Genomic DNA, 19,149 nt, shown 5'->3' on the forward strand with positions numbered 1-19,149 from the left:
TTGTTACAAATTTGTAAGTTATAGTTCTCACCACATAGAAAGGATATCTATTTTTATTCAATACGTTAACCGCTAACCACATATAAGAAGACAAAGAGATGAATGAATTATTGTTAATAATATACTGCGCTTTACTCGGCAGTGGTGTTGGTTTTTTGGCAGGATTATTAGGTATAGGAGGAGGACTTGTTATAGTACCAATTCTGAGTGTTATCTTGCTTCATTTCGCCATTTTACCACCTGAACAAGTGGTTATCGTCGCTATTGCTACATCCCTAGCATCCATATTATTCACTTCAACATCTTCTGCCATCGCTCACCACAAAAATGGCAATGTGCCTTGGAACCTAGCACCATGGATAATGACAGGTGTTGCTCTAGGTGCATTTATCAGTGGATTTTTAGCCGCCCTATTACCGGGTAATGTTGTTCGTATTATATTTGCGGTAAGTGTTGCACTCATTGCATTCAAGATGTTTTACAGCAGTACAAAAAAAGAGACGGCAACAACACGTAACATGCCCAACAATTTTGTTCTTACCTTTTTAACAACAATTACTGGCGGATTGTCGGCCATGATTGGTATTGGCGGCGGCGTACTGTTGGTACCTTTGTTAACCTTCTTCTCTCTCGATATGAAGAAAGCTATCGGTTGTGCTTCTGCTTGTGGCATTGTTATCGCACTCTTTGGCTCAATCGGTTATGTCAGCTCAGGCATTAGCTATCTTTCTATTACTGATGGCTTTGCAGGTTTTGTTTATCTACCCGCATTAGTCGGTATTGTTTGTACGTCTTGGTTTACCGCTCCGCTAGGCGCTAAAGCAACAAACTATTTACCAGTGTCAATCATTAAAAAAATCTTCTCAGCATTATTATTAGCAATGGCGACAAATATGGTGATTAGCTAAACCAACCACGTTAACTAAAAAAAAATGAGTGGTTAACTTTATGATGATTAAGTTAACGCACTCATTTTTTGATTAGCTCAGGATTAAATACAAATAAATATTTAGCTAGCTTGTTCCATTTCACGCATTTGTGATAAATATTTTATCCAGCTCGATGCTGCCGATGAAGGCTTAATATTATTTGCCTGTTTGGCATGAATAATCGCTTTATCGAAGTTATTTAGCTTGTAATACGCACGGACTTTCGCCAACTCAACATCAGATTGTTTATCTTTACGCTTAACCTTATTAAGCTCAGTTAACGCTTTTTGATATTGCCCTTCCTGCAACAACAATTGTGCAAGTTGCCAACGATAACGATTATTGCGCTGTGCAGCTTTCTCCCAAATATTGATAGCACATTGCCACTCTCTTGCCATCTGCCAGTAATTTGCTTGCTCAACAAGCAACCTTGTACTGGTTGTTGCACCGTCCAGCTCAGCTATTTGTTTGGCTGCACGTTCAGGAATACCACGCTGGGCATACAGTTGCGCGAGACGATGTAAATCCTGCTGCGTTAACTTAACACCTTGATATTTTGCTAATTTTAATGTGCTCAATGCATCTGCAGGTTTCCCCGCTCGCAATTGTATATTGGCTAATTGCTGCCACCAATTGAGCTTAGTTGGCTCTATCGCAATCAAACGATTTAATGTCGATGTCGCACCATTCCAATGCTTTAATTGTAACTGAGCACCCAGCTTAATCGACAACGGTGACATTTCATCTTTACGTTTATAGCCATCGTAGCGTTTCATTGCAGAGAGGACTTTTGACCACTGACTCAATTGATAATGTGATTGAGCTATTCGCAACCATAGTTCATAGCCCTTTTGTGATTTAGGGATACGCTTTGTAAGCTGATAATAATTTGGCAATGCTTGGCTGTATTTTTTCTCAGAAAGTAAAATATCAGCCAGCATACGCTGAGTAACCCATGCTTGATCATCTTGCAATAAGCCACTCTTAACCGCTTTAAATAAATTGCTTATCGCTTTTGATGGATTACCCTGCTGCCAATAAAGCACACCCAACATACGCTGAACAAACGCTTTGTCATAAGGCTCTACCGGCTTTAAAGAAACAAGTAAATCAATCGCCTGATTAACCTTATCATCAAGCTGTAAGTTATTAGCTTTTTGAACCTTAACGGCAATAGACTGCGACAATTTACCTCCCGCGTAAGCAGATGATAAAGGCAAACTTGCTGCGGCGGTTAAAGCGATAATAAATGCTAATCTTTTCATCATTTATTCAACTTAAATTCTAAACGTACCGTCTGACCTGGCTGTGATACAGCACTGCCATTTTGTACTTGTGGTTGGTACTTCCATTTACGCAATGCACGTATCGCTTCTTTATTAAATAAACGATTAGGTTTTGCTTCAAGCACCGTAATATCGATTGGTCGACCTTGGGGATCAATTGTGAACTTCAGTATTACGTAACCTTCTTTACCTTGTTTTAGCGCGCGGGGCGGATACCTAGGCTCAACACGGTACAATGGCATAGCCTGCTGGCTCTGGCCAATAGTCGGCTTACCTACCGAATTCGATGCACTGCTGAAATCACTAAATTTCGGCATCTTGATTGATAAACCCGTTAAAGAAGTATCCAATCCTAAGCTAGTCATGGAAGCAACAGGTTGAACACTTGCTGTTGCAGTTCTTGATGACACAGGTTTTGCTTCTGGAGGAGGCTCTGGTGTTTCAGGTGGTGGTGGCACCGCACGCTGTCGCCGTTGAGGCGCTTGCTCTTGTTCCATCATTACCATGTTGAACGCCAGCACTTCTTTATTATCTGGCTTTTGGTGATTACCGTTATCTACCATCCATGCCATAAAGGTAAAAAGTCCTAACGCTACAGCAATAGCTAATGGAAAAGCCATTAAAAGACGGATCATTAATTTTTCTCCGCCGCCAATGCGATATTTTTGATCCCAGCTCCTTTTGCTGCATCCATCACTTTAACCACTGTACCGTTATAAGCATGCTCATCCGCTTGGATCACTAAAGAAGCATCAGGTTGCTCTGTAAGCATATGTTCTAATGTTGCTTGAACACGCTCAACATCGACGACACGTTTATCAATATATACGTCATTGGCTGAGGTAATTGCAACAAAGATCCCAGCCTCTTTTTGGCTTACCACGTGGCTTGCTTGAGGGCGATTAACTTCTACGCCTGATTCACGAACAAACGAACTCGTTACAATAAAGAAAATCAGCATAATAAATACGATATCGAGCATTGATGTTAAATCAATTTGTGCATCTTCTCGATTTGAAGAACGGCGGCTGAGTCTCATTGCTGACTCCTTAATAATTTTTCTAATTTAAACTCACGCATCTGACAAGCTTTAGATAAACGTGCGTGAACAAACATACCCGCTAAGGCCGCAACCATCCCTGCCATTGTTGGCAATGTTGCTAAAGAAATGCCGGATGCCATTAAACGAGGTTGACTACTACCTTGCGTTGCCATTACATCAAAGACAGAAATCATCCCCGTACTGTTCCAAGTAAACTAGCATAGGGCAGATGCGACTAATACTTTAATAAAATTTAAATTCTGATTAAGGGCAATTTTGCTTCATTAAGCCAGCCATCACGAATTGCACATGCATGCCAAGAGGAATGATCTTTACGAGCCATCCAGCTAGTTAACCACTGCTCTTTTTGCTTTGGAAAATAGAAGAATAAATAAATAACTCGTTCAATAACCAAAAGCCAACATAGCGTAACAACCGCAGCAAGCCACCATAATATGGCGCCACCTTGCGCCATAAAATGAGAAAGCGAAAACCACCAGCCATGTAATACGCTGAAGTCCATTATGCTGCCTGTTCTGCTAATACGTTACGGTTTGATGCCTGAGAAGATTCGTTTTTTTCAGCTTGCTGTGCAACTAAGCTGATCCCTTGTTTTTCAAGAATCAATCGAATATTTTCAGCTTGTGTACTTAATACATTATGAGCAAGTAATAAAGGCATTGCGGCAATCAAACCTAGAACGGTTGTTACCAATGCCATCGAAATCCCACCCGCCATCACTTTAGGATCACCATTACCAAATTGCGTGATAACTTGGAAAGTTTCAATCATACCAGTCACAGTACCCAGTAAGCCTAACATTGGCGCTAAAGCCGCAAACAGTTTTAGCATTGATAAGCCTTTTTCTAACCCTTGCTGCTCATCAACAATCGCTTCAAGTAAACGTAATTCTAACGCTTCTACGCTACGATTTTGTTCCTTGTTATATACAGCAAGAATACGACCCAATGGATTATTTCCAGCTTGAGTTGGATTTTTTAATTGTTGCTTAATTTGACGTTTAACAATCGCTAATTTAAAGCCACGGAAAATGGCAATACCCGCACCAATCGCTAGTAGAAGTAGAATAATTTTACCGACCACACCGCCAGTTGTTAGACGATCTTCCAGCGTAGGTGCATTTGCTAATTGCTCTAACATCACACCACGAGAAGGGTCAATAGCAATACTTTCACTACCTGCAGCCGCTATTGCAGCTAAATCTGAAAGTTGTGGGCCATTTTCAGGTTGTTGTTGATAAGCCGTTGCAAGATGGCGAGGACCATCCCACTTTAAATAACCCTGATCAGCGACTAGACCTAATGCGCCTAAACGCAATGCTTTTTCTGTGGTTTGCTCACCATCACCATTAATAAATGGTACGTTCACCTTTGCCAACTCACCGCTTGCAACGATTTGTGATTCCATTGCTTGCCACAAGCCTTTTAATTGCGGCATAGACGGCAGTGCTTTCGCGTCAACGATTTGGTCAACAACCGGAATATATTTCGTTACATCAACTCCAGTGACAGCGTAACCTTGTTCAGCTTTTAGCTCTTTTGCTGTTTGGCGAACGACACCAAATAGCTCACCAAGACTGCCAGAGTCTAATTGAAGTTGCTGTTCTAACTTCGCGAGTTCTGCTTCATTAGTACTAAAGCTTTGGCTCAGTAATTCTGTTTGTTGTTTTAACGTATTACGTTGCGCTAATAACGCATCACGTTGTTGACGAATTTTCTGTGCTTCTTGACTAAATCCAGCTTCACGTTGCACGTTATGTTGCTGTTGAGAGACATTTTCTTGTTTCGCTTGCTGTACAACCGATTCTGCAGATGCTGTGAACGGAACTGATGCCATACATAATGCAATAGCTAACGCTTTTAATTTCATTATTTGCTCTCCACGTTAGCAAGGGTTGCTGAAATAGGTAAACGTAATATGCTTGGTGCAATTAGCTTATTCGCCATTGCAAACGCTTTATCAATATTTGCAGCTTCACTCGTATCAAGTGCCTGCCACTGCTGTTTATTGCTGTTCCAACTCCAGTAATGGCTACCGTTTAAGCTACGAGCAACAAATGCAAGACGACCAAGATACAGTAAATCGACCTCGATTGTTTTGCCATCTTCTAACGTGATTTTATCCTGGTACGAACCCAGCTTCGTGCCATAATCCATTTCAATTTGATAGGCTTCTAAAATACGACGGAATTTCTCTGCATCGCTAATATCGGCTTGCGACATCATCGTTTGCAACTTTTCAATACGCGCTAAACGTTGTTCATGTTTGATAGGCTTATCTTGCTCAACAACAGTCGATAAACCATCAATCATTTGGTACATCAAAGGAACAACACCTTGGCGCGTCTCTTTAATGTTCTCTATTTGTTCATGAATAGAGGCCATTTCTTGTGTTTGATTATCAACCATACGCGCAAGGTGATCGTGATACACCGTTAGGTTTTTAAGCTCTTCTTGTAATTGCTCGATTTGTGCTTTCATCGCTATAGCCGAATCAGCGTTACGATCAATTTTATCTTGGCTTAAGGAAGAAGCCGTATTGGTTTTGTTTTCAATAGAACGAGCTGTATCAAGGCTAGATGCCTGTACCCCAGTTGTGATGCTTAAAATCACAACCGCTAAACTGGTTTTAATAAAATTCATAATCAAACTTAATAATGAGTAATCTTTAATCGCAAAAAATAAAAAAGTGAAGTAATAATAAAAAGTTAAATCGTACAACGACCAAAAATAGTGAAATAGCATTTAATCGCAACAAGGGGAAGCAATGGCTCCCCCTTAGTTACAATATTTACAAATTAGTATTTAAACTCAACAGTCGCCATAAAGTTACGACCTTCGCCAAGTGTTACACCCGTTGCGCCAACATAGTCTTTACTTGTTGAACCGCCACCTGCCATGTAATCAGTATCAAATACGTTTTCTACGTTAATACGACCAATGATATCTAAATTAGCATCATACTTGTATGTGTGAGCCATACCTAAATCAACACGCGTGTAGCCGTCTTTCTTAAAGGTATTTGCAGCATCACCATAACGTGAACCTTCGTAAATCACACCAAGGTTAACATCGGTTGACGGTGTTACGTTATACGTAGACCAAACACTTGCAGCAAATTCTGGTACATCTACAGGACGATTACCTTGATAATTCTGATCTTTGGTGTATTCCGCATCAAGATACATTGCTGACGCACTCATGCTTAACTTATCTGTCACGCTACCCTGTAACGCAAGTTCTGCACCGTTGTGAACACGCTCACCCGCTTGAGTTTTCTCGTATAGATCTTTACTTACTTGAACATCAATCGTTGAGTTTTCTTGCCTAATGTTAAATACAGCACCAGATACAAATAGTCGATTATCTAGCAGTTCCCACTTAGTACCTAGCTCATATTGCTTACCACGAAGCGGATCAAGTTGCTCACCATCATTCACGTAGTTCGTAGAATCTGATGATACCGTACCTTGTGGCTCAAAACTTTCAGAGTATGAGAAGTAAATCGAGCCATTTTCTGCTGGGTGGAAAATCGCAGCCACTTTAGGTGAAACGGCTTCTTCTGCTGCTTTTCCTTCTTGGGTTTGACGATCAAAACGAACACCAGCGAGTACTTGCCAGTAATCGTTAATCGTTACCATATCTTGTGCGTAGAAGCCCCAAGCATTATATGAAGAGTGAGATTCTTTTGGCTTACCCGATTTGTAACTAGGAACTGCTGTTGATTGATTTGTCGCCACTTCTACAGAATTAAATGAACGTTGGAAACGATCATAGCTATAGCCTAACCAGTTAGAACCAACAAGTAATTGGTGTTGCATGCCAAGCGCATCAAACTCACCGACGAAATCAGCGTAAGCCGTTTTAAATTTCCAATGATCGTGACGATCATTGCCGCCCTGCTTCACTAAGCCTGATTCTTCGAAATTAGAGAAGTTAGGGTAACTTTCAACATCGTGACGAATAAAGTCTTGGTAATTAAAACCTGTATTTAATGCCCAAACATCTGTTAGTTGTGCTTTAACATCAAAACCGTAGTTTTCTACTTCATTATTAATTTTTGACCATTGTGCATCCCACACATGGTCACGCCCCAATACTGGCTTACCATCAACAATGTAAGCACCTGAATCTACACTTCCTTTATCTTCAGTACGATCGTAGTGTAGTGACAATGTCACATCTTCATTAAAATCGTAATCAACAAATAGACCGCCAACAAAGCGATCGGTTGAAGGTGTTGAACCATTACCATACTTACGCCATGAATCATAATCTTCTTTTGCAACAACAGCGCGAGCACGAAGTGATTCGTCTTGATTGAGAGACCCACTCACATCTAACACACTACGTGTATGATTATTTGAACCAACATCTTGGCTAAAGTTAACTTGAGTTTCGTGAGTTGGTTTCTTAGCAACCATGTTCACTAGACCACCAGGCGCAGACTTACCGTAAAGAAGACCCGCTGGACCTTTCATTACTTCAACACGCTCTAAAAGCTCAACAGGTTGACGGTAGTGAGACCAGTGTTGGTGACCATCACGCAAGAAACCGCTACTGCTACCAAGTTCAAAACCACGTAGTGAGAAACGTTCACGGTTACGGCCTGTTCCACCAGCTGAAATACTTGCATCATTCTGTAACACCTCACCTAGCGTGCTCGCACGCTGTTCATCGATAAGTTGTTCATCAATTACTGCAACTTGTCCTGGAGTCTCTAGCTGAGTCATCTCCATACGCATAGCTGTTGAATTAGTATCGGCTTTATAACCGTAATCACGCCCTGTTACTACCATGTGCTCATCAACTTCTGTTGATTCTGCATAAGCAACAGGTGCAGAAAGTACCGCACCAATTAACAGCGTCAGCTGGCTTTTAGAAAACATATTCCTTTAACTCCAAAATAAAGATATAACCTGAAAATGAAGCCACATCAGAGTTGCTCTCAGCACCTATCACTGCTGAATAGGTATTGTTTGTAATAATATAAAGAGCAAATCATGGCTACTACGCGGTAAGTAATAAAGTGCCTACCAAACGACGAAAAGGAATATAAGTGATAACCATTACCATTTGCATTAAATTTACATTCTTTGCATTCGTAAAGATTTCTTTAAGAATTATTAGAGCTAAAAGCAGCATTTTGTTCGCTTTGCCATCGTCTCTTTTTCTGTTGCCTTTATTAATCCGTACTCAATACTGTTTTTAACGAAGACATTTATCATTAACAGTCGTATAATCTGCCCGTTTTTATTCATTATTCATTTCGCGGTATTTAATGTGACTCAACTAAGTCTTGAAGCTATTCACCAACAACTCAATGAACGCAATTTTATTGCTGAAAAAGTCCGTCTTGTGACAGTAGAAGCAATGGATCCAGAAGTGCTGGCAACGTGCACAGCAACTGAAAATGAAACCTTCTACAACAGCTATATGAATGTGATTTATTGTAAAGGTGAGCGTTACGTACTTGGCTATCGTTGTAATGAAGAGACCATCGTTGAGCAAGCTATTATTTTCAAAGATGGTAAATACTACGATCCAACACTTCAGGCAAACAGCGAAAGCTTTGAACCTTACCAATTTGCCGTGTTAGCTGAATTCAAAGTTTTTGATATGATGAAGCACGCTAAAACGAACAAAGATTTTCCGCCTGATGTTGATTTCTTATTTACAAAGAAAAAGCATTTTAAAAACGTAATTAAAGCGTAATTTTCGTAAAGAGCCGACTTCGCCGTCGGCTTTTTATTGTCTATTCATTCTAACTTGATCACATTGAGTTAACGTTCATTCGCAGTACAATAGGTATAGAAATTTTCAGCGCGAAGGATTTGCACATGTACCTTGATCTATCCACACAGTCTACCACTGATATCTACCATTTAATGACACAAGCCATTATCCCTCGCCCTATCGCATGGGTTCTGACAGATTCTGGTGAGCATAATTATAACCTCGCTCCTTTTTCCTATTTCACCCCAGTTGCAAGTAACCCACCATTATTGATGTTTTCTGTGGGTAAAAAACCGAGTGGAGAAATCAAAGACACCACGCGTAACGTTATTGCCAATAAAAAGATGGTGATACATATTGCTAATATTACGTTAGCAGAACAAGTCACTAAAACAGCCGCAACCTTAGAGCATGGCGAGTCTGAGGTTGAATACACTCATCTAGAACTCACCTCTTTTAATGGTTTTGAACTACCAAGACTAAAAGATTGCCCTATTGCTTTTGGTTGTAACTTATATGAAGTGAAAGAGATTGGGGAAACACCACAAAGTTTGATCTTTGCTGAAATTGTGCAGATTTACATTGATGACGAAGTTATCGATAGTGAGCAAAAGCGCTTGGTGATTGAAGCATTAAAGGTTAACCCGTTATCACGCTTAGGCGGCAGTGAATACGCAGTATTGGAGAAGACTTTTTCGGTCGCCAGACCCAAATAACATGGCTTCCAACTGTGAATCTATTTATGTAATTTCAGGCAAAAAAAAGCCTAGTTCGAAAACTAGGCTTTAACTGATTCACTAACTAGCACATATTACTTGTAGAATGCTTCTACCGTGCCTTTTAGTGTGATCAAGATTGGCTGACCACGGCGATCTAGTGCCTTATGTGAAGGAATTTTTACCCAACCTTCGCTGATGCAGTACTCATCAACATCAAAACGCTCTTTGCCGTTAAGACGAATGCCGATGTCATGGCTGAAACACTCAGCCACGTGGTGAGGGCTACGAGGGTTACCAGAAAGACGATCTGGTAATGCTGGTTGTGATGTAGTATCTGTCATGATCAAATTCTATCGTTAATAAAAAACGTCAGTATTGTAGAGAATATAATGTTCACGCTCAATAGATAAAGAATGTATTTCTTTTTGAGCCCTGATCGATAAACCACAACACCTATATTTCATTAACATCTTAGAAATAAAGTAGATATCACGTATATTAAAACGCAATCCGAACGAATGGATACAGTAATAAAAAAATATGTATAAGTATGTTGTGCTTGTTAACAGTCAGAGAGTTAGCTTTAATGCTAATTCTTTTTGATTGCACTTAAGCGATACTATTATTGCGCATTCACGTTAATCCCCAATCCAGTGAACATAGCTTTTTAACAAACCACTCAAATGCTTTTCCCTCTTTATCTTTATGCCATGCGATAAACAAATCTTGCTCTTGTCTTGGGATCTCATATTGTTTTTCAATAAGTTCGCCACTTGCAATATATGGTTTAGCTATATGACGAGGTAAATAGCCCACTCCTAACCCTTGTGCTTGAGCTGCTAATTTAGATTCTATAGAGTTAACACGTATCACCCGTTTACTATTGAACAAACCACTGTCTCTCACAGGTAAAATTTGAGAGGTATCCGCCGCCACTATCGCAGGGTATTCACTAAGTGTTTTAGCATCGAGCACACCATCATAATCTGCCAGTGGATGTTCTGGCGAAACAACAAAAACAAAAGAGAGACAGCCAATCTTATAGGTTTGAAACATACCTTTCGGTAATTCACCCGTCACACCAATGGCAATATCAGCTCGGCGGCTATGTAAAGCATCCCATCCACCACCTAATACTTCTACGCCTAAGCTAACATCGACTTTATTATCTAATTGATTAAAATCATGCAGTACATCAAAGAGAATTTGAGCATCAATTACAGTATCTCTCGCAATTCTAATTTCATTTTCCCAACCACTTTCTAATTGCTGTACAGAATCCACTAAACGATTTGTCGCCAATAAAATTTCACGGCCATGTTCTAAAACAAGCTTACCAGCTGGTGTAAGTATCGCTCGCTGACGGGTGCGATCAAACAATGCCACCCCCATGTCTTCTTCTAATTTTTTGATTGTGTAGGTAAGTGCAGAAGGTACTTTGTACAAAGATTCTGCTGCTGCTGCAAAACTTCCCTTCTTATCGATGGCATCCAGTGCCCTTAACGCGTCAATAGTAATGACATTATTCACATTCCAACCTTATTCAAAAAATTTGAATTAAAACCTCAAAAGCTTCCGATTTTCTTCTCAAACTAACATACCTAAACTTATTTACAACCCTTAATACAGGCATGTAAGCGCGACTAATACAAAAATATAACATTGGAATTATTTGAGGAATAAATAATGAAGAACCTAATAAATACACTTTTTCATTCCAAAACAGGCTATGACGCTCTCGTATTACGCATCCCTATCGGCATTATTTTTATGGCTTATGGCGGACAAAAACTGTTTGGTTGGTTCGGTGGTTACGGCCTTCAAACAACAGGTCAATGGATGGACTCCATCGGCCTAGCTCCTGGTTTTCTAATGGCTCTTTTCGCTGGCAGCGCTGAATTTATTGGTGGTTTATTCATTATATTAGGCTTATTCACTCGACCCGCTTCATTGGCATTAGCCTTCACCACGTTAGTTGCAATCTTCGCAGTGCACTTTGAACACGGTTTATTCATTTCCAACAATGGCTACGCATTCGGATTATCTTTATTGGCTGCCAGTGTGTCTCTATTTATATCAGGCGCAGGAAAAGCGTCACTTGATCAATTTATTTTACGAAAGTTAGCTTAATCACTTCATAAGGCAATAACAGTATGATCACCGTAAGACACTCTGACCAACGTGGGCTTGCAAACTTTGGTTGGTTAAATAGCAAGCATTCTTTTTCATTCGGCCATTATTATGACCCACAACATATGGGCTTCTCCGTACTACGAGTTATTAATGACGATATTGTCACAGTTGGTGCAGGTTTTAACACTCACGGCCACAAAGACATGGAAATCATTAGCTATGTACTTGAAGGAGCAATAGAGCACAAAGACAGTGAAGGTAATGTGCACATTCTCTCTGCCGGTGAATTTCAGATTATGTCAGCAGGATCTGGGATATACCACAGTGAATATAATGTGTCGCCAACTGAACATTTAAAGTTCTTACAAATTTGGATTAAACCGAATAGCTTAGGCAATAAACCTAGCTACGCACAAAAAGACTTTGGTAAACAACAAGGGCTAACAACCATAGCCACACCAACGGGTGAAGACGGTACTTTGCTTATCAAGCAAGACACAAAACTCCATCAATTAATACTAAAGCCAGATAGCAAATTAAGTATCGATATCGCAACAAACCGTAAGATTTACCTGCATCAAATTAATGGCACACTTTCTGTTGATGATGTTGAACTAAATGCAGGAGATGGAGCAAAAATAGACAATATACGTACGCTCAACTTAGCTAATCGAGGACAAGAAAAGGTAACAGCATTGATATTTGATTTACCTTAAAAGTTAATAGTCACACTCAATTATCTCTATGAGAATCAATCTAACCACTTATTAAATTTAGGAAATATTATGTCAACATTACTTGTACTTAAGTCGAGTATTCTTGGTGAACACTCTCAATCTAACCAACTTATTGATGCCGTTATAGCAGATATAGAGAATATTATTGTACGTGATCTTACAACTTCGCCCTTACCTATTCTCGATGGCGAAACAATAAAAGCAATTAATAGTGGTGATGGCTTAACAGATGTTCAAAAAGAGATCCAAACTCTCTCTAACACGCTTGTTGAAGAACTAAAACAAGCAGATACCTTGCTCATTGGCGCACCTATGTATAACTTTATGGTGCCTACACAATTAAAAAACTGGTTTGATCTTTTGGCGCGAGCAGGTGTGACCTTCTCATATACTGCACAAGGCCCTAAAGGAATGCTTGAAGATAAAAAAGTGGTTATTGTTACCACCCGTGGCGGTATTCATAAAGATGATGAAACCGATCACGTAACAGGTTATTTAACAACTTTACTTGGTTTTTTTGGCATCACGAGTGTTAAGTTTGTTTATGCGGAAGGATTAAACCTCGGTGATGATTTAGCAGCAAAGAGCCTCGAATTAGCCCGTTCTGAACTGGCTGCAAAAATGTAAACCACTAGTTACAAAACTCGCAAACATCCCTTTATTTATGCCAGAAAAATACACGGTAAAATAAGCAACTATGATCAAATTATTACTCACTTTTTAAACCGGAACCATTATTAGTAACGACTAGTCATTCCCATTCGGTTTGACATGTCGTCATCCATACGACCACCTTTCCATCCACCTTTACCGAGTAAATTGAGAACATCACGAGCATTATATTCATCGGCTAAAAAGAAATCGTAAGATATATCCATGCGAATTTGGGTAGTTCAGTATTATTTGTTAAATCAAATGCATTAGGATCAGCAAACAAAGCGAATGCTATCTTTTGTTGACGTTTGCAAAGTGACTTTATATTGGCTTCTACTTGTCCGATCGTGAAATAATCACGGCTTCCGTAACCTTTTAATAAGATAGGCGAAAGGATCTTAATAACTTTTTTTATTCTACGGCGTTGGATATATCGAAACATGATCCCTCAACTTGCAATGTTATTTATAGATAATTCGCTATATCCAGATACATTACAAGCATAATTAAAATCAAGTCAAACCCTGTATTGGCTAGTTAGCCATTAATAACTAAAACTTACAATTTGTAACACTGTACCATATCGCAAGGATAATGCTAGGTGCTAAACAGTAATAATATCGATGTTAGTAATATAAAAAAGCCCCCAAGTATTAAACTTGAGGGCTTTTTAGTAGCAACACCAATTAATGTATTACTTCAGGAACAGGGAAAATCTTATCGTAAATCAGGTTATAAACATAAGCATAGATTAAGTAGAAAAGAACCATACCGATATCCAGTATAAATGCTTCCCAGATCGACACCTTTAATACCCAAGCTAAAATAGGAATAGTGACAAATAATAGTCCCGCTTCAAAACCTACACTATGTACTACACGCTGTAACGATGTTTTCTTAAGGGTTTTATAGCGACGTACCATCAACTTATCAAACCAGTTATTGTAAACGTAGTTCCAACCTGTAGCTAAAAATGAAAACGCAATGCCAACAGCTCCAACATGATCAGAATCATAGCCAAATTGACTCAACACACCAACTAACAGCACTAATCCAATAATTTCAAAACAAACAGCATGACGAATACGATCAAAACGTGTTCTCATCATAAACAACCTCAGTACAACTTTTCTTATATTTTATACATACCTAAAAGGAATAGATGAATTATAAGCATTATACTACGGCTAACAAACTAGATACTATCCGAAAAACGGATAGTTATGCTTTATTTAATAAGATCAGCAGCCTTACGTTGTGCTTTTCCCATTAAATCTAATCTGTTAGCAACATGATGTTTTGTCGCTTTTTGTAAGGCATTCTTCTCTGCTTGTAACTGTTCAACTTGTGCTCGTAGTTTATCAATAAGTTCTTGAGAGCCTTGCTGTTTTGATTCATTTTGCTCTAATAATTTAAACAACTCTCCTACTTCTTGGGTGTTTTGATCACTTTTATGTGTAATCTCATCAATTGATTTTTGGTGTTGCTCTAGTTCACTGACAAGTTGTTTGACAAAAGATCCCATCTCATCAGCCGATCCAGCTAAACGATTAAACATCAATAAAAATTCGCATACTTGTTCATTATGAGAAAAATTAGGATAACGAATTTTATGATCTATTTCCGTCCAACCTTCCTCAAAAATCGTTCTAACTTGGACTTCAGTAAAAACAATATGATTTAAGGGCTGTGAACCAAAGACATAATGTAATGAACGGTATCCCGCAGGATGGATTTTCACTTCCACATCACTGGGTAATTCAGTAAAGACCTTATCGTCACCATTACGAACATAATAAATTGGTGGCTCTGCATTTTTCCATTCTTGGCAGAGATAATCATGAACCGGTAAACAATCTTCTTTAAATAAATGCAGCGCACGTACACCAATTAAATCAGTCACAATACTGTCGTAATTGGTTTGGTTAATACCTTCATATTTTTGTTTAAATGTGGGTGTATTCGCTTGAGTTTTTCGAACAATCTTTTCCATTAAATGCTGCGGATCTTTCACTCGCCAGCGAACGGAATGTACATACTTACAACGCTGAATAATACGGGCGTACATTTCAGCCGTTTCTTTTAATTGTTCTATATTAGCTTCATGATTAAGACCAATTTGATGCAATGTCGGCCAATCAACTGAACTGGCCAGCCATTCTTGTTGGCTTATACGATTCGCACTTAAAAAAGATGCTCAGTTAAATCTGCAATGCTCATATGCTACTCTATTTACGATGAATAAGCGTAATTCTATTCAGTATGATTACGCTCTATTATCATAAAAATATGCCTGTCGAGTTTATTAAGCAATCTGTATTTTATTCGAAAAATGAAATCTTAAGAAACAGGCAATTAACCGAACTTGTGCATATAGTAACGAAACTATGACACTTGGCTATAAACAGATTTAATTTGGCTATTGAAATGTTCTTCTACCGATTCTGCAGATGCAAAATGAAAAAAAGCATATTTGGAAACCTCAGAAAAGACGCAGTAAGGTTGACGTTTTCCCATATCAACATAAAGCTCATTTTTTGTTTCGTTATAACCCACTTTACGAATTGAGTTAGACTCAACAGTAATCCAATTAATCATATCAGTGACTCCATTCACTCACGACTTTATTACTGACTTCAGTTTGCAGAAAGACTCGGCTTTTCGCTACTAGTCAACAAACTAAATAAAGTAATTATTTTAAATTTCAGTGATAGATCACTCTACACTATCCATCAGAGTTATGATTAAAAAACAAAAAGCCGACAAATGCCGACTTTTTGATAATTCTTAATTTACTATGATCTTAAGAATATAAGTGTCGCTCACTCATCAAACCTTTCCATAGGCTTACACACGTTATCACCAGAATAAAGCTAAACGGTAACGCGGTAATCACCACTCCAGACTGCAATGCTTCTAATGCTTGAGCACCACCAACCCATAATAAAATGGCAGCAATAACACCTTCAATTGTTGCCCAGAAAATACGTTGTGGTACTGGTGCATCTAATTTACCACCTGCGGTTATGCTATCGATAACTAACGATGCAGAATCTGATGATGTCACAAAGAACACTAAAATAAGCACAATCGAAATGACAGATAACAACAGGCTCATTGGCATCGCATCAAACACATAAAATAAGGTTAAAGATAGGTCCTGTAGGCCATGGAGTCCTAACTCTCCTACTTTTGTCGCTACCTGCTCAACCGCAATACCACCAAAGACAGAGAACCAAGTCATTGTCACTAATGTTGGAATAAAGAGAACGGCAAAAATAAACTGTCTTACTGTACGACCTTTAGATACTCGAGCGATAAAGATACCTACAAATGGCGCATATGAAATCCACCATGCCCAATAGAAGATAGTCCAACCATGACGCCACGTATCATCTGTACGACCAATAGGATTGCTTAGTGCAAAAAAGTTCTTCGCATACGCCATAAAGGTATCAGGAAGCGAATGTTTAACGATATCAAAACCCAAAATTGCAACTAAAACTAACAGCCCAAACGCAATAACAATATTGATATTACTTAAAAGCTTAACCCCGCCATCAATGCCTCGTATTACAGAAAAAATCGCGATTGATGTAACAAAGGCAATAATACCGAACTGTAACCCTAAGCCGCCGTGAGTACCAAAAACATAATTAATACCACTTGCCGCTTGTTTTGCACCTAACCCTAAAGAGGTCACTAAACCAAACAAGGTTGAAACAACAGCCAAAATATCAACTGCATGACCTAACCATCCCCATGCACGATCACCAAAAATAGGGAACAACAAAGATCGAATTGATAACGGCAAGTTCTTGTTATAAGCAAAAAAGGCTAACGCTAATGCTGCCACTGCGTAAATAGACCACGCACTGATCCCCCAATGGAATACACTACCCGCCATTGCTAATTGTTTGGCCTCAGGTGTCATCGCCTCAACATTAAAAGGAGTGCCAAACCAATCGGTGAAATATGCCGTTGGCTCTGCAACACCAAAAAACATAATACCGCTCGCAATACCTGCAGCAAATAACATTGAACTCCATGACAGTGTTGAATGTTCAGGTTTTGCCTCTTTACCACCGATACGAATTTTACCTAGCGGTGAAAGCATTAAGAATATACAAAAAACTGCGAATGTATTAACGGCCCACATAAAGTAGCTATCAAACTGCTCCATAATACCGTTTCGAGTATTATTTAATGCAGCTTTTGCTGTCGCAGGATCGACAATTAGCATCACAGCAATAAATAGCAAAATTAATATCGCACTAATACCAAACACCGGTTTGTGAATATCAAACCCCCAGCGTTGAATATTATCCTGTCCAACTTGATAATCGGTTGTATCTATACTGTATTTACTACTTACTTTGTCCGTCGAAGTATTCAAAAAATCCTACCTTGTTATGTAAACCCAATAATATTATTTAGAGTACTAAACAATATTTCGCCGCAACCATAGCAACAGATAGGATAAACAACAAACAATTACAGCAAGAAAGAGTTATAAATCACATAAAACTGACAAACAGCAGTGTCTTATTGTTTTTTACACGAAGTATTTATTGAGTAAATAAATTATATGATGACGTTTCACGAGAGCACAATTGATCGCATTCCATTCATTATTGAATAGGCAATGATTTACAGTGCCGTATTCAAGATTAAGTGGGCGTGTGCTTATCAGCGCTCTGCTATTAATACTGGCTTTTTACTCTGCATTAACTTGAAATGGAACAAGCCAACACCTACTCCCCATATAGCCGCACTGATTCCTAACAAATGAATACCTGATAAAGTTATTAACAAAGTAAGTATCGCCGACTCTCTGTATTCATCGGTATCAAATGCATTGAACAAACAGCTAATTAAGGTTGTTAATAAGGCAAAACCTGCAAGAACATCGGCTAATCCATCAGGCAAAGATACGAAAATAGCAACCACAATCGATGCCCAAATACCCACTAAAATATAAAATCCGCCGGCGCAGATAGCAGCTTTATAACGATCGCTGTGCTTACCATCAATATCGTCATTCATACAAATAGCGGCACTTATTGCCGCAAGGTTCAACGTAAAGATCCCACATGGTGCTGCAATCATATTCACTAAACCTGTTCCTAAAAATACAGGGCGAATTGGCACTTTAAATTGAAAGTTTTGAAGTACGGCAAAACCTGCAATATTTTGCGACAACATCGTAATCAAATATAAAGGAATAGCGATATTAATGATCGGTTGAAAATGAAAGCTCGGGCTTAGCCAATAAAACGTTGGCATTGCCATATGGATTGAAGTGGTATTTAAGGTATTGGAATATAGCGCAATGCCCACAGAAGCAAGTAACGTCAACAACATAGAATATCGAGCCATAAACCTTTTAGTGATTATATACACACTAAACAACAACAAAAACATGATTGGATGCGTTTCTATTTGCGTGAATCCACTTAAACAAATAGGCAATATTACGCCACATAATAAAGCTGAAGTAATTGGCGATGGAATACGTTGTAAAGCCAAAGCAAGTGGACGAATTAGTCCTGAAATAAAGGTCAATAAGCCACAAACAATAAATGCACCAATGACATCTGTCGCGCTGTAACCCTGAACTGCTGTAATCAAAAAAGCAGCGCCGGGGGTAGACCATGCTGTTAATACTGGTACTTTGAAATAAAAAGAATAAGCAATGGTGGTTATGCCCATGATTAATCCCAAAGCAAACAACCAGCTATTAATCTGCCACTGAGCTAACCCCATTTCTGTTAAAGCATGAATAACTAAAATAACAGACGATGTGTAACCGACTAAAACAGCAATTGTTCCAGCTGAAATATGACTTAAATTAAATCGTAAATCGTTCATTTTCTACTCCTTAGAACAATGC

19 protein-coding genes and 2 pseudogenes are annotated in these 19,149 nt (G+C 38.9%); 6 read left to right on the forward strand and 15 right to left on the reverse strand.

The window, feature by feature from the left end:
* Window positions 1–98 precede the first annotated feature (98 nt).
* Window positions 99–908, forward strand: coding sequence for a sulfite exporter TauE/SafE family protein (locus SKA34_RS01620; RefSeq protein ID WP_006643742.1), 810 nt, complete (start codon window positions 99–101; stop codon window positions 906–908).
* Window positions 909–1,009: 101 nt separating this feature from the next.
* On the opposite strand, the gene SKA34_RS01625 is transcribed toward SKA34_RS01620, so the two are convergent.
* The 7 genes and pseudogenes from SKA34_RS01625 to SKA34_RS01655 form a co-directional block, all read right to left on the reverse strand.
* The gene (locus SKA34_RS01625; RefSeq protein ID WP_006643743.1) at window positions 1,010–2,194 is read right to left on the reverse strand and encodes a tetratricopeptide repeat protein; all 1,185 of its coding nucleotides are present in this window, start codon (window positions 2,192–2,194) and stop codon (window positions 1,010–1,012) included.
* Window positions 2,194–2,850, reverse strand: coding sequence for an energy transducer TonB (locus tag SKA34_RS01630; RefSeq protein ID WP_006643744.1), 657 nt, complete (start codon window positions 2,848–2,850; stop codon window positions 2,194–2,196). Before SKA34_RS01630 ends, SKA34_RS01625 begins: the two co-directional genes overlap by 1 nt.
* Window positions 2,850–3,254 carry a biopolymer transporter ExbD gene (locus tag SKA34_RS01635; RefSeq protein ID WP_006643745.1) on the reverse strand — a complete coding sequence of 135 codons (405 nt, stop codon included), beginning with the start codon at window positions 3,252–3,254 and terminating at the stop codon, window positions 2,850–2,852. The genes SKA34_RS01630 and SKA34_RS01635 overlap by 1 nt, the downstream gene beginning before the upstream one ends.
* Window positions 3,251–3,780, reverse strand: a pseudogene (locus SKA34_RS01640) (MotA/TolQ/ExbB proton channel family protein). Before SKA34_RS01640 ends, SKA34_RS01635 begins: the two are co-directional and overlap by 4 nt.
* Window positions 3,780–5,147: a MotA/TolQ/ExbB proton channel family protein gene (locus tag SKA34_RS01645; RefSeq protein WP_006643748.1), complete on the reverse strand. Its 1,368-nt coding sequence runs from the start codon at window positions 5,145–5,147 to the stop codon at window positions 3,780–3,782. Before SKA34_RS01645 ends, SKA34_RS01640 begins: the two are co-directional and overlap by 1 nt.
* Window positions 5,147–5,920 (reverse strand): DUF3450 domain-containing protein, encoded by a 774-nt coding sequence (locus SKA34_RS01650; protein ID WP_039859908.1) that lies wholly within the window; start codon window positions 5,918–5,920, stop codon window positions 5,147–5,149. Before SKA34_RS01650 ends, SKA34_RS01645 begins: the two co-directional genes overlap by 1 nt.
* A gap of 155 nt (window positions 5,921–6,075) precedes the next feature.
* Complete coding sequence (locus tag SKA34_RS01655) at window positions 6,076–8,166, reverse strand: TonB-dependent siderophore receptor (protein ID WP_006643750.1); 2,091 nt, start codon at window positions 8,164–8,166, stop codon at window positions 6,076–6,078.
* A 394-nt stretch (window positions 8,167–8,560) separates the two neighbouring features.
* Between SKA34_RS01655 and SKA34_RS01660 the strand changes: the two genes are divergently transcribed.
* Together SKA34_RS01660 and SKA34_RS01665 are read left to right on the forward strand one after the other, a co-directional pair.
* Window positions 8,561–8,992: a hypothetical protein gene (locus tag SKA34_RS01660; protein WP_006643751.1), complete on the forward strand. Its 432-nt coding sequence runs from the start codon at window positions 8,561–8,563 to the stop codon at window positions 8,990–8,992.
* Between the two features lie 125 nt (window positions 8,993–9,117).
* Window positions 9,118–9,729: a flavin reductase family protein gene (locus SKA34_RS01665; RefSeq protein WP_006643752.1), complete on the forward strand. Its 612-nt coding sequence runs from the start codon at window positions 9,118–9,120 to the stop codon at window positions 9,727–9,729.
* 95 nt (window positions 9,730–9,824) lie between these two features.
* Here the strand turns inward: SKA34_RS01665 and SKA34_RS01670 are convergent, their stop codons facing one another.
* A complete protein-coding gene (locus tag SKA34_RS01670; protein ID WP_006643753.1) occupies window positions 9,825–10,073 on the reverse strand; it encodes a DUF3297 family protein in 249 nt (82 codons plus the stop codon).
* Window positions 10,074–10,365: 292 nt separating this feature from the next.
* A complete protein-coding gene (locus tag SKA34_RS01675; RefSeq protein WP_006643754.1) occupies window positions 10,366–11,262 on the reverse strand; it encodes a LysR substrate-binding domain-containing protein in 897 nt (298 codons plus the stop codon).
* A 156-nt stretch (window positions 11,263–11,418) separates the two neighbouring features.
* Between SKA34_RS01675 and SKA34_RS01680 the strand changes: the two genes are divergently transcribed.
* The 3 genes from SKA34_RS01680 (at window position 11,419) to SKA34_RS01690 (ending at window position 13,229) form a co-directional block, all read left to right on the forward strand.
* Window positions 11,419–11,862: a DoxX family protein gene (locus SKA34_RS01680; RefSeq protein WP_006643755.1), complete on the forward strand. Its 444-nt coding sequence runs from the start codon at window positions 11,419–11,421 to the stop codon at window positions 11,860–11,862.
* Between the two features lie 23 nt (window positions 11,863–11,885).
* Window positions 11,886–12,581 (forward strand): pirin family protein, encoded by a 696-nt coding sequence (locus SKA34_RS01685; RefSeq protein WP_006643756.1) that lies wholly within the window; start codon window positions 11,886–11,888, stop codon window positions 12,579–12,581.
* Window positions 12,582–12,650: 69 nt separating this feature from the next.
* Window positions 12,651–13,229, forward strand: a complete 579-nt coding sequence (locus SKA34_RS01690; protein WP_006643757.1) for an FMN-dependent NADH-azoreductase — start codon at window positions 12,651–12,653, stop codon at window positions 13,227–13,229.
* A gap of 110 nt (window positions 13,230–13,339) precedes the next feature.
* On the opposite strand, the pseudogene SKA34_RS01695 reads toward SKA34_RS01690, so the two are convergent.
* The 6 genes and pseudogenes from SKA34_RS01695 to SKA34_RS01720 form a co-directional block, all read right to left on the reverse strand.
* A pseudogene (locus SKA34_RS01695) lies at window positions 13,340–13,698 on the reverse strand (DUF6559 family protein).
* Window positions 13,699–13,942: 244 nt separating this feature from the next.
* Window positions 13,943–14,362 carry a PACE efflux transporter gene (locus SKA34_RS01700; protein WP_006643760.1) on the reverse strand — a complete coding sequence of 140 codons (420 nt, stop codon included), beginning with the start codon at window positions 14,360–14,362 and terminating at the stop codon, window positions 13,943–13,945.
* 122 nt (window positions 14,363–14,484) lie between these two features.
* Window positions 14,485–15,384 carry a RelA/SpoT domain-containing protein gene (locus tag SKA34_RS01705; protein WP_006643761.1) on the reverse strand — a complete coding sequence of 300 codons (900 nt, stop codon included), beginning with the start codon at window positions 15,382–15,384 and terminating at the stop codon, window positions 14,485–14,487.
* 257 nt (window positions 15,385–15,641) lie between these two features.
* A complete protein-coding gene (locus tag SKA34_RS01710) occupies window positions 15,642–15,854 on the reverse strand; it encodes a KTSC domain-containing protein (RefSeq protein WP_006643762.1) in 213 nt (70 codons plus the stop codon).
* A 205-nt stretch (window positions 15,855–16,059) separates the two neighbouring features.
* Window positions 16,060–17,652: a BCCT family transporter gene (locus SKA34_RS01715; protein WP_006643763.1), complete on the reverse strand. Its 1,593-nt coding sequence runs from the start codon at window positions 17,650–17,652 to the stop codon at window positions 16,060–16,062.
* 293 nt (window positions 17,653–17,945) lie between these two features.
* The gene (locus tag SKA34_RS01720; protein ID WP_006643764.1) at window positions 17,946–19,127 is read right to left on the reverse strand and encodes a benzoate/H(+) symporter BenE family transporter; all 1,182 of its coding nucleotides are present in this window, start codon (window positions 19,125–19,127) and stop codon (window positions 17,946–17,948) included.
* Between the last annotated feature and the right edge of the window lie 22 nt (window positions 19,128–19,149).

Origin of the sequence: Photobacterium sp. SKA34 (assembly GCF_000153325.1) — a bacterium.
In the GTDB taxonomy this organism is placed as follows: Bacteria; Pseudomonadota; Gammaproteobacteria; order Enterobacterales; family Vibrionaceae; genus Photobacterium.

Bases quoted from the DNA above. Each gene is read 5' to 3' on its own strand.
- SKA34_RS01620 (WP_006643742.1), top strand. From the start codon at position 99: ATGAATGAATTATTGTTAATAATATACTGCGCTTTACTCGGCAGTGGT.
- SKA34_RS01625 (WP_006643743.1), bottom strand. From the start codon at position 2,194: ATGAAAAGATTAGCATTTATTATCGCTTTAACCGCCGCAGCAAGTTTG.
- SKA34_RS01630 (WP_006643744.1), bottom strand. From the start codon at position 2,850: ATGATCCGTCTTTTAATGGCTTTTCCATTAGCTATTGCTGTAGCGTTA.
- SKA34_RS01635 (WP_006643745.1), bottom strand. From the start codon at position 3,254: ATGAGACTCAGCCGCCGTTCTTCAAATCGAGAAGATGCACAAATTGAT.
- SKA34_RS01645 (WP_006643748.1), bottom strand. From the start codon at position 5,147: ATGAAATTAAAAGCGTTAGCTATTGCATTATGTATGGCATCAGTTCCG.
- SKA34_RS01650 (WP_039859908.1), bottom strand. From the start codon at position 5,920: ATGAATTTTATTAAAACCAGTTTAGCGGTTGTGATTTTAAGCATCACA.
- SKA34_RS01655 (WP_006643750.1), bottom strand. From the start codon at position 8,166: ATGTTTTCTAAAAGCCAGCTGACGCTGTTAATTGGTGCGGTACTTTCT.
- SKA34_RS01665 (WP_006643752.1), top strand. From the start codon at position 9,118: ATGTACCTTGATCTATCCACACAGTCTACCACTGATATCTACCATTTA.
- SKA34_RS01670 (WP_006643753.1), bottom strand. From the start codon at position 10,073: ATGACAGATACTACATCACAACCAGCATTACCAGATCGTCTTTCTGGT.
- SKA34_RS01680 (WP_006643755.1), top strand. From the start codon at position 11,419: ATGAAGAACCTAATAAATACACTTTTTCATTCCAAAACAGGCTATGAC.
- SKA34_RS01685 (WP_006643756.1), top strand. From the start codon at position 11,886: ATGATCACCGTAAGACACTCTGACCAACGTGGGCTTGCAAACTTTGGT.
- SKA34_RS01690 (WP_006643757.1), top strand. From the start codon at position 12,651: ATGTCAACATTACTTGTACTTAAGTCGAGTATTCTTGGTGAACACTCT.
- SKA34_RS01700 (WP_006643760.1), bottom strand. From the start codon at position 14,362: ATGAGAACACGTTTTGATCGTATTCGTCATGCTGTTTGTTTTGAAATT.
- SKA34_RS01710 (WP_006643762.1), bottom strand. From the start codon at position 15,854: ATGATTAATTGGATTACTGTTGAGTCTAACTCAATTCGTAAAGTGGGT.
- SKA34_RS01720 (WP_006643764.1), bottom strand. From the start codon at position 19,127: ATGAACGATTTACGATTTAATTTAAGTCATATTTCAGCTGGAACAATT.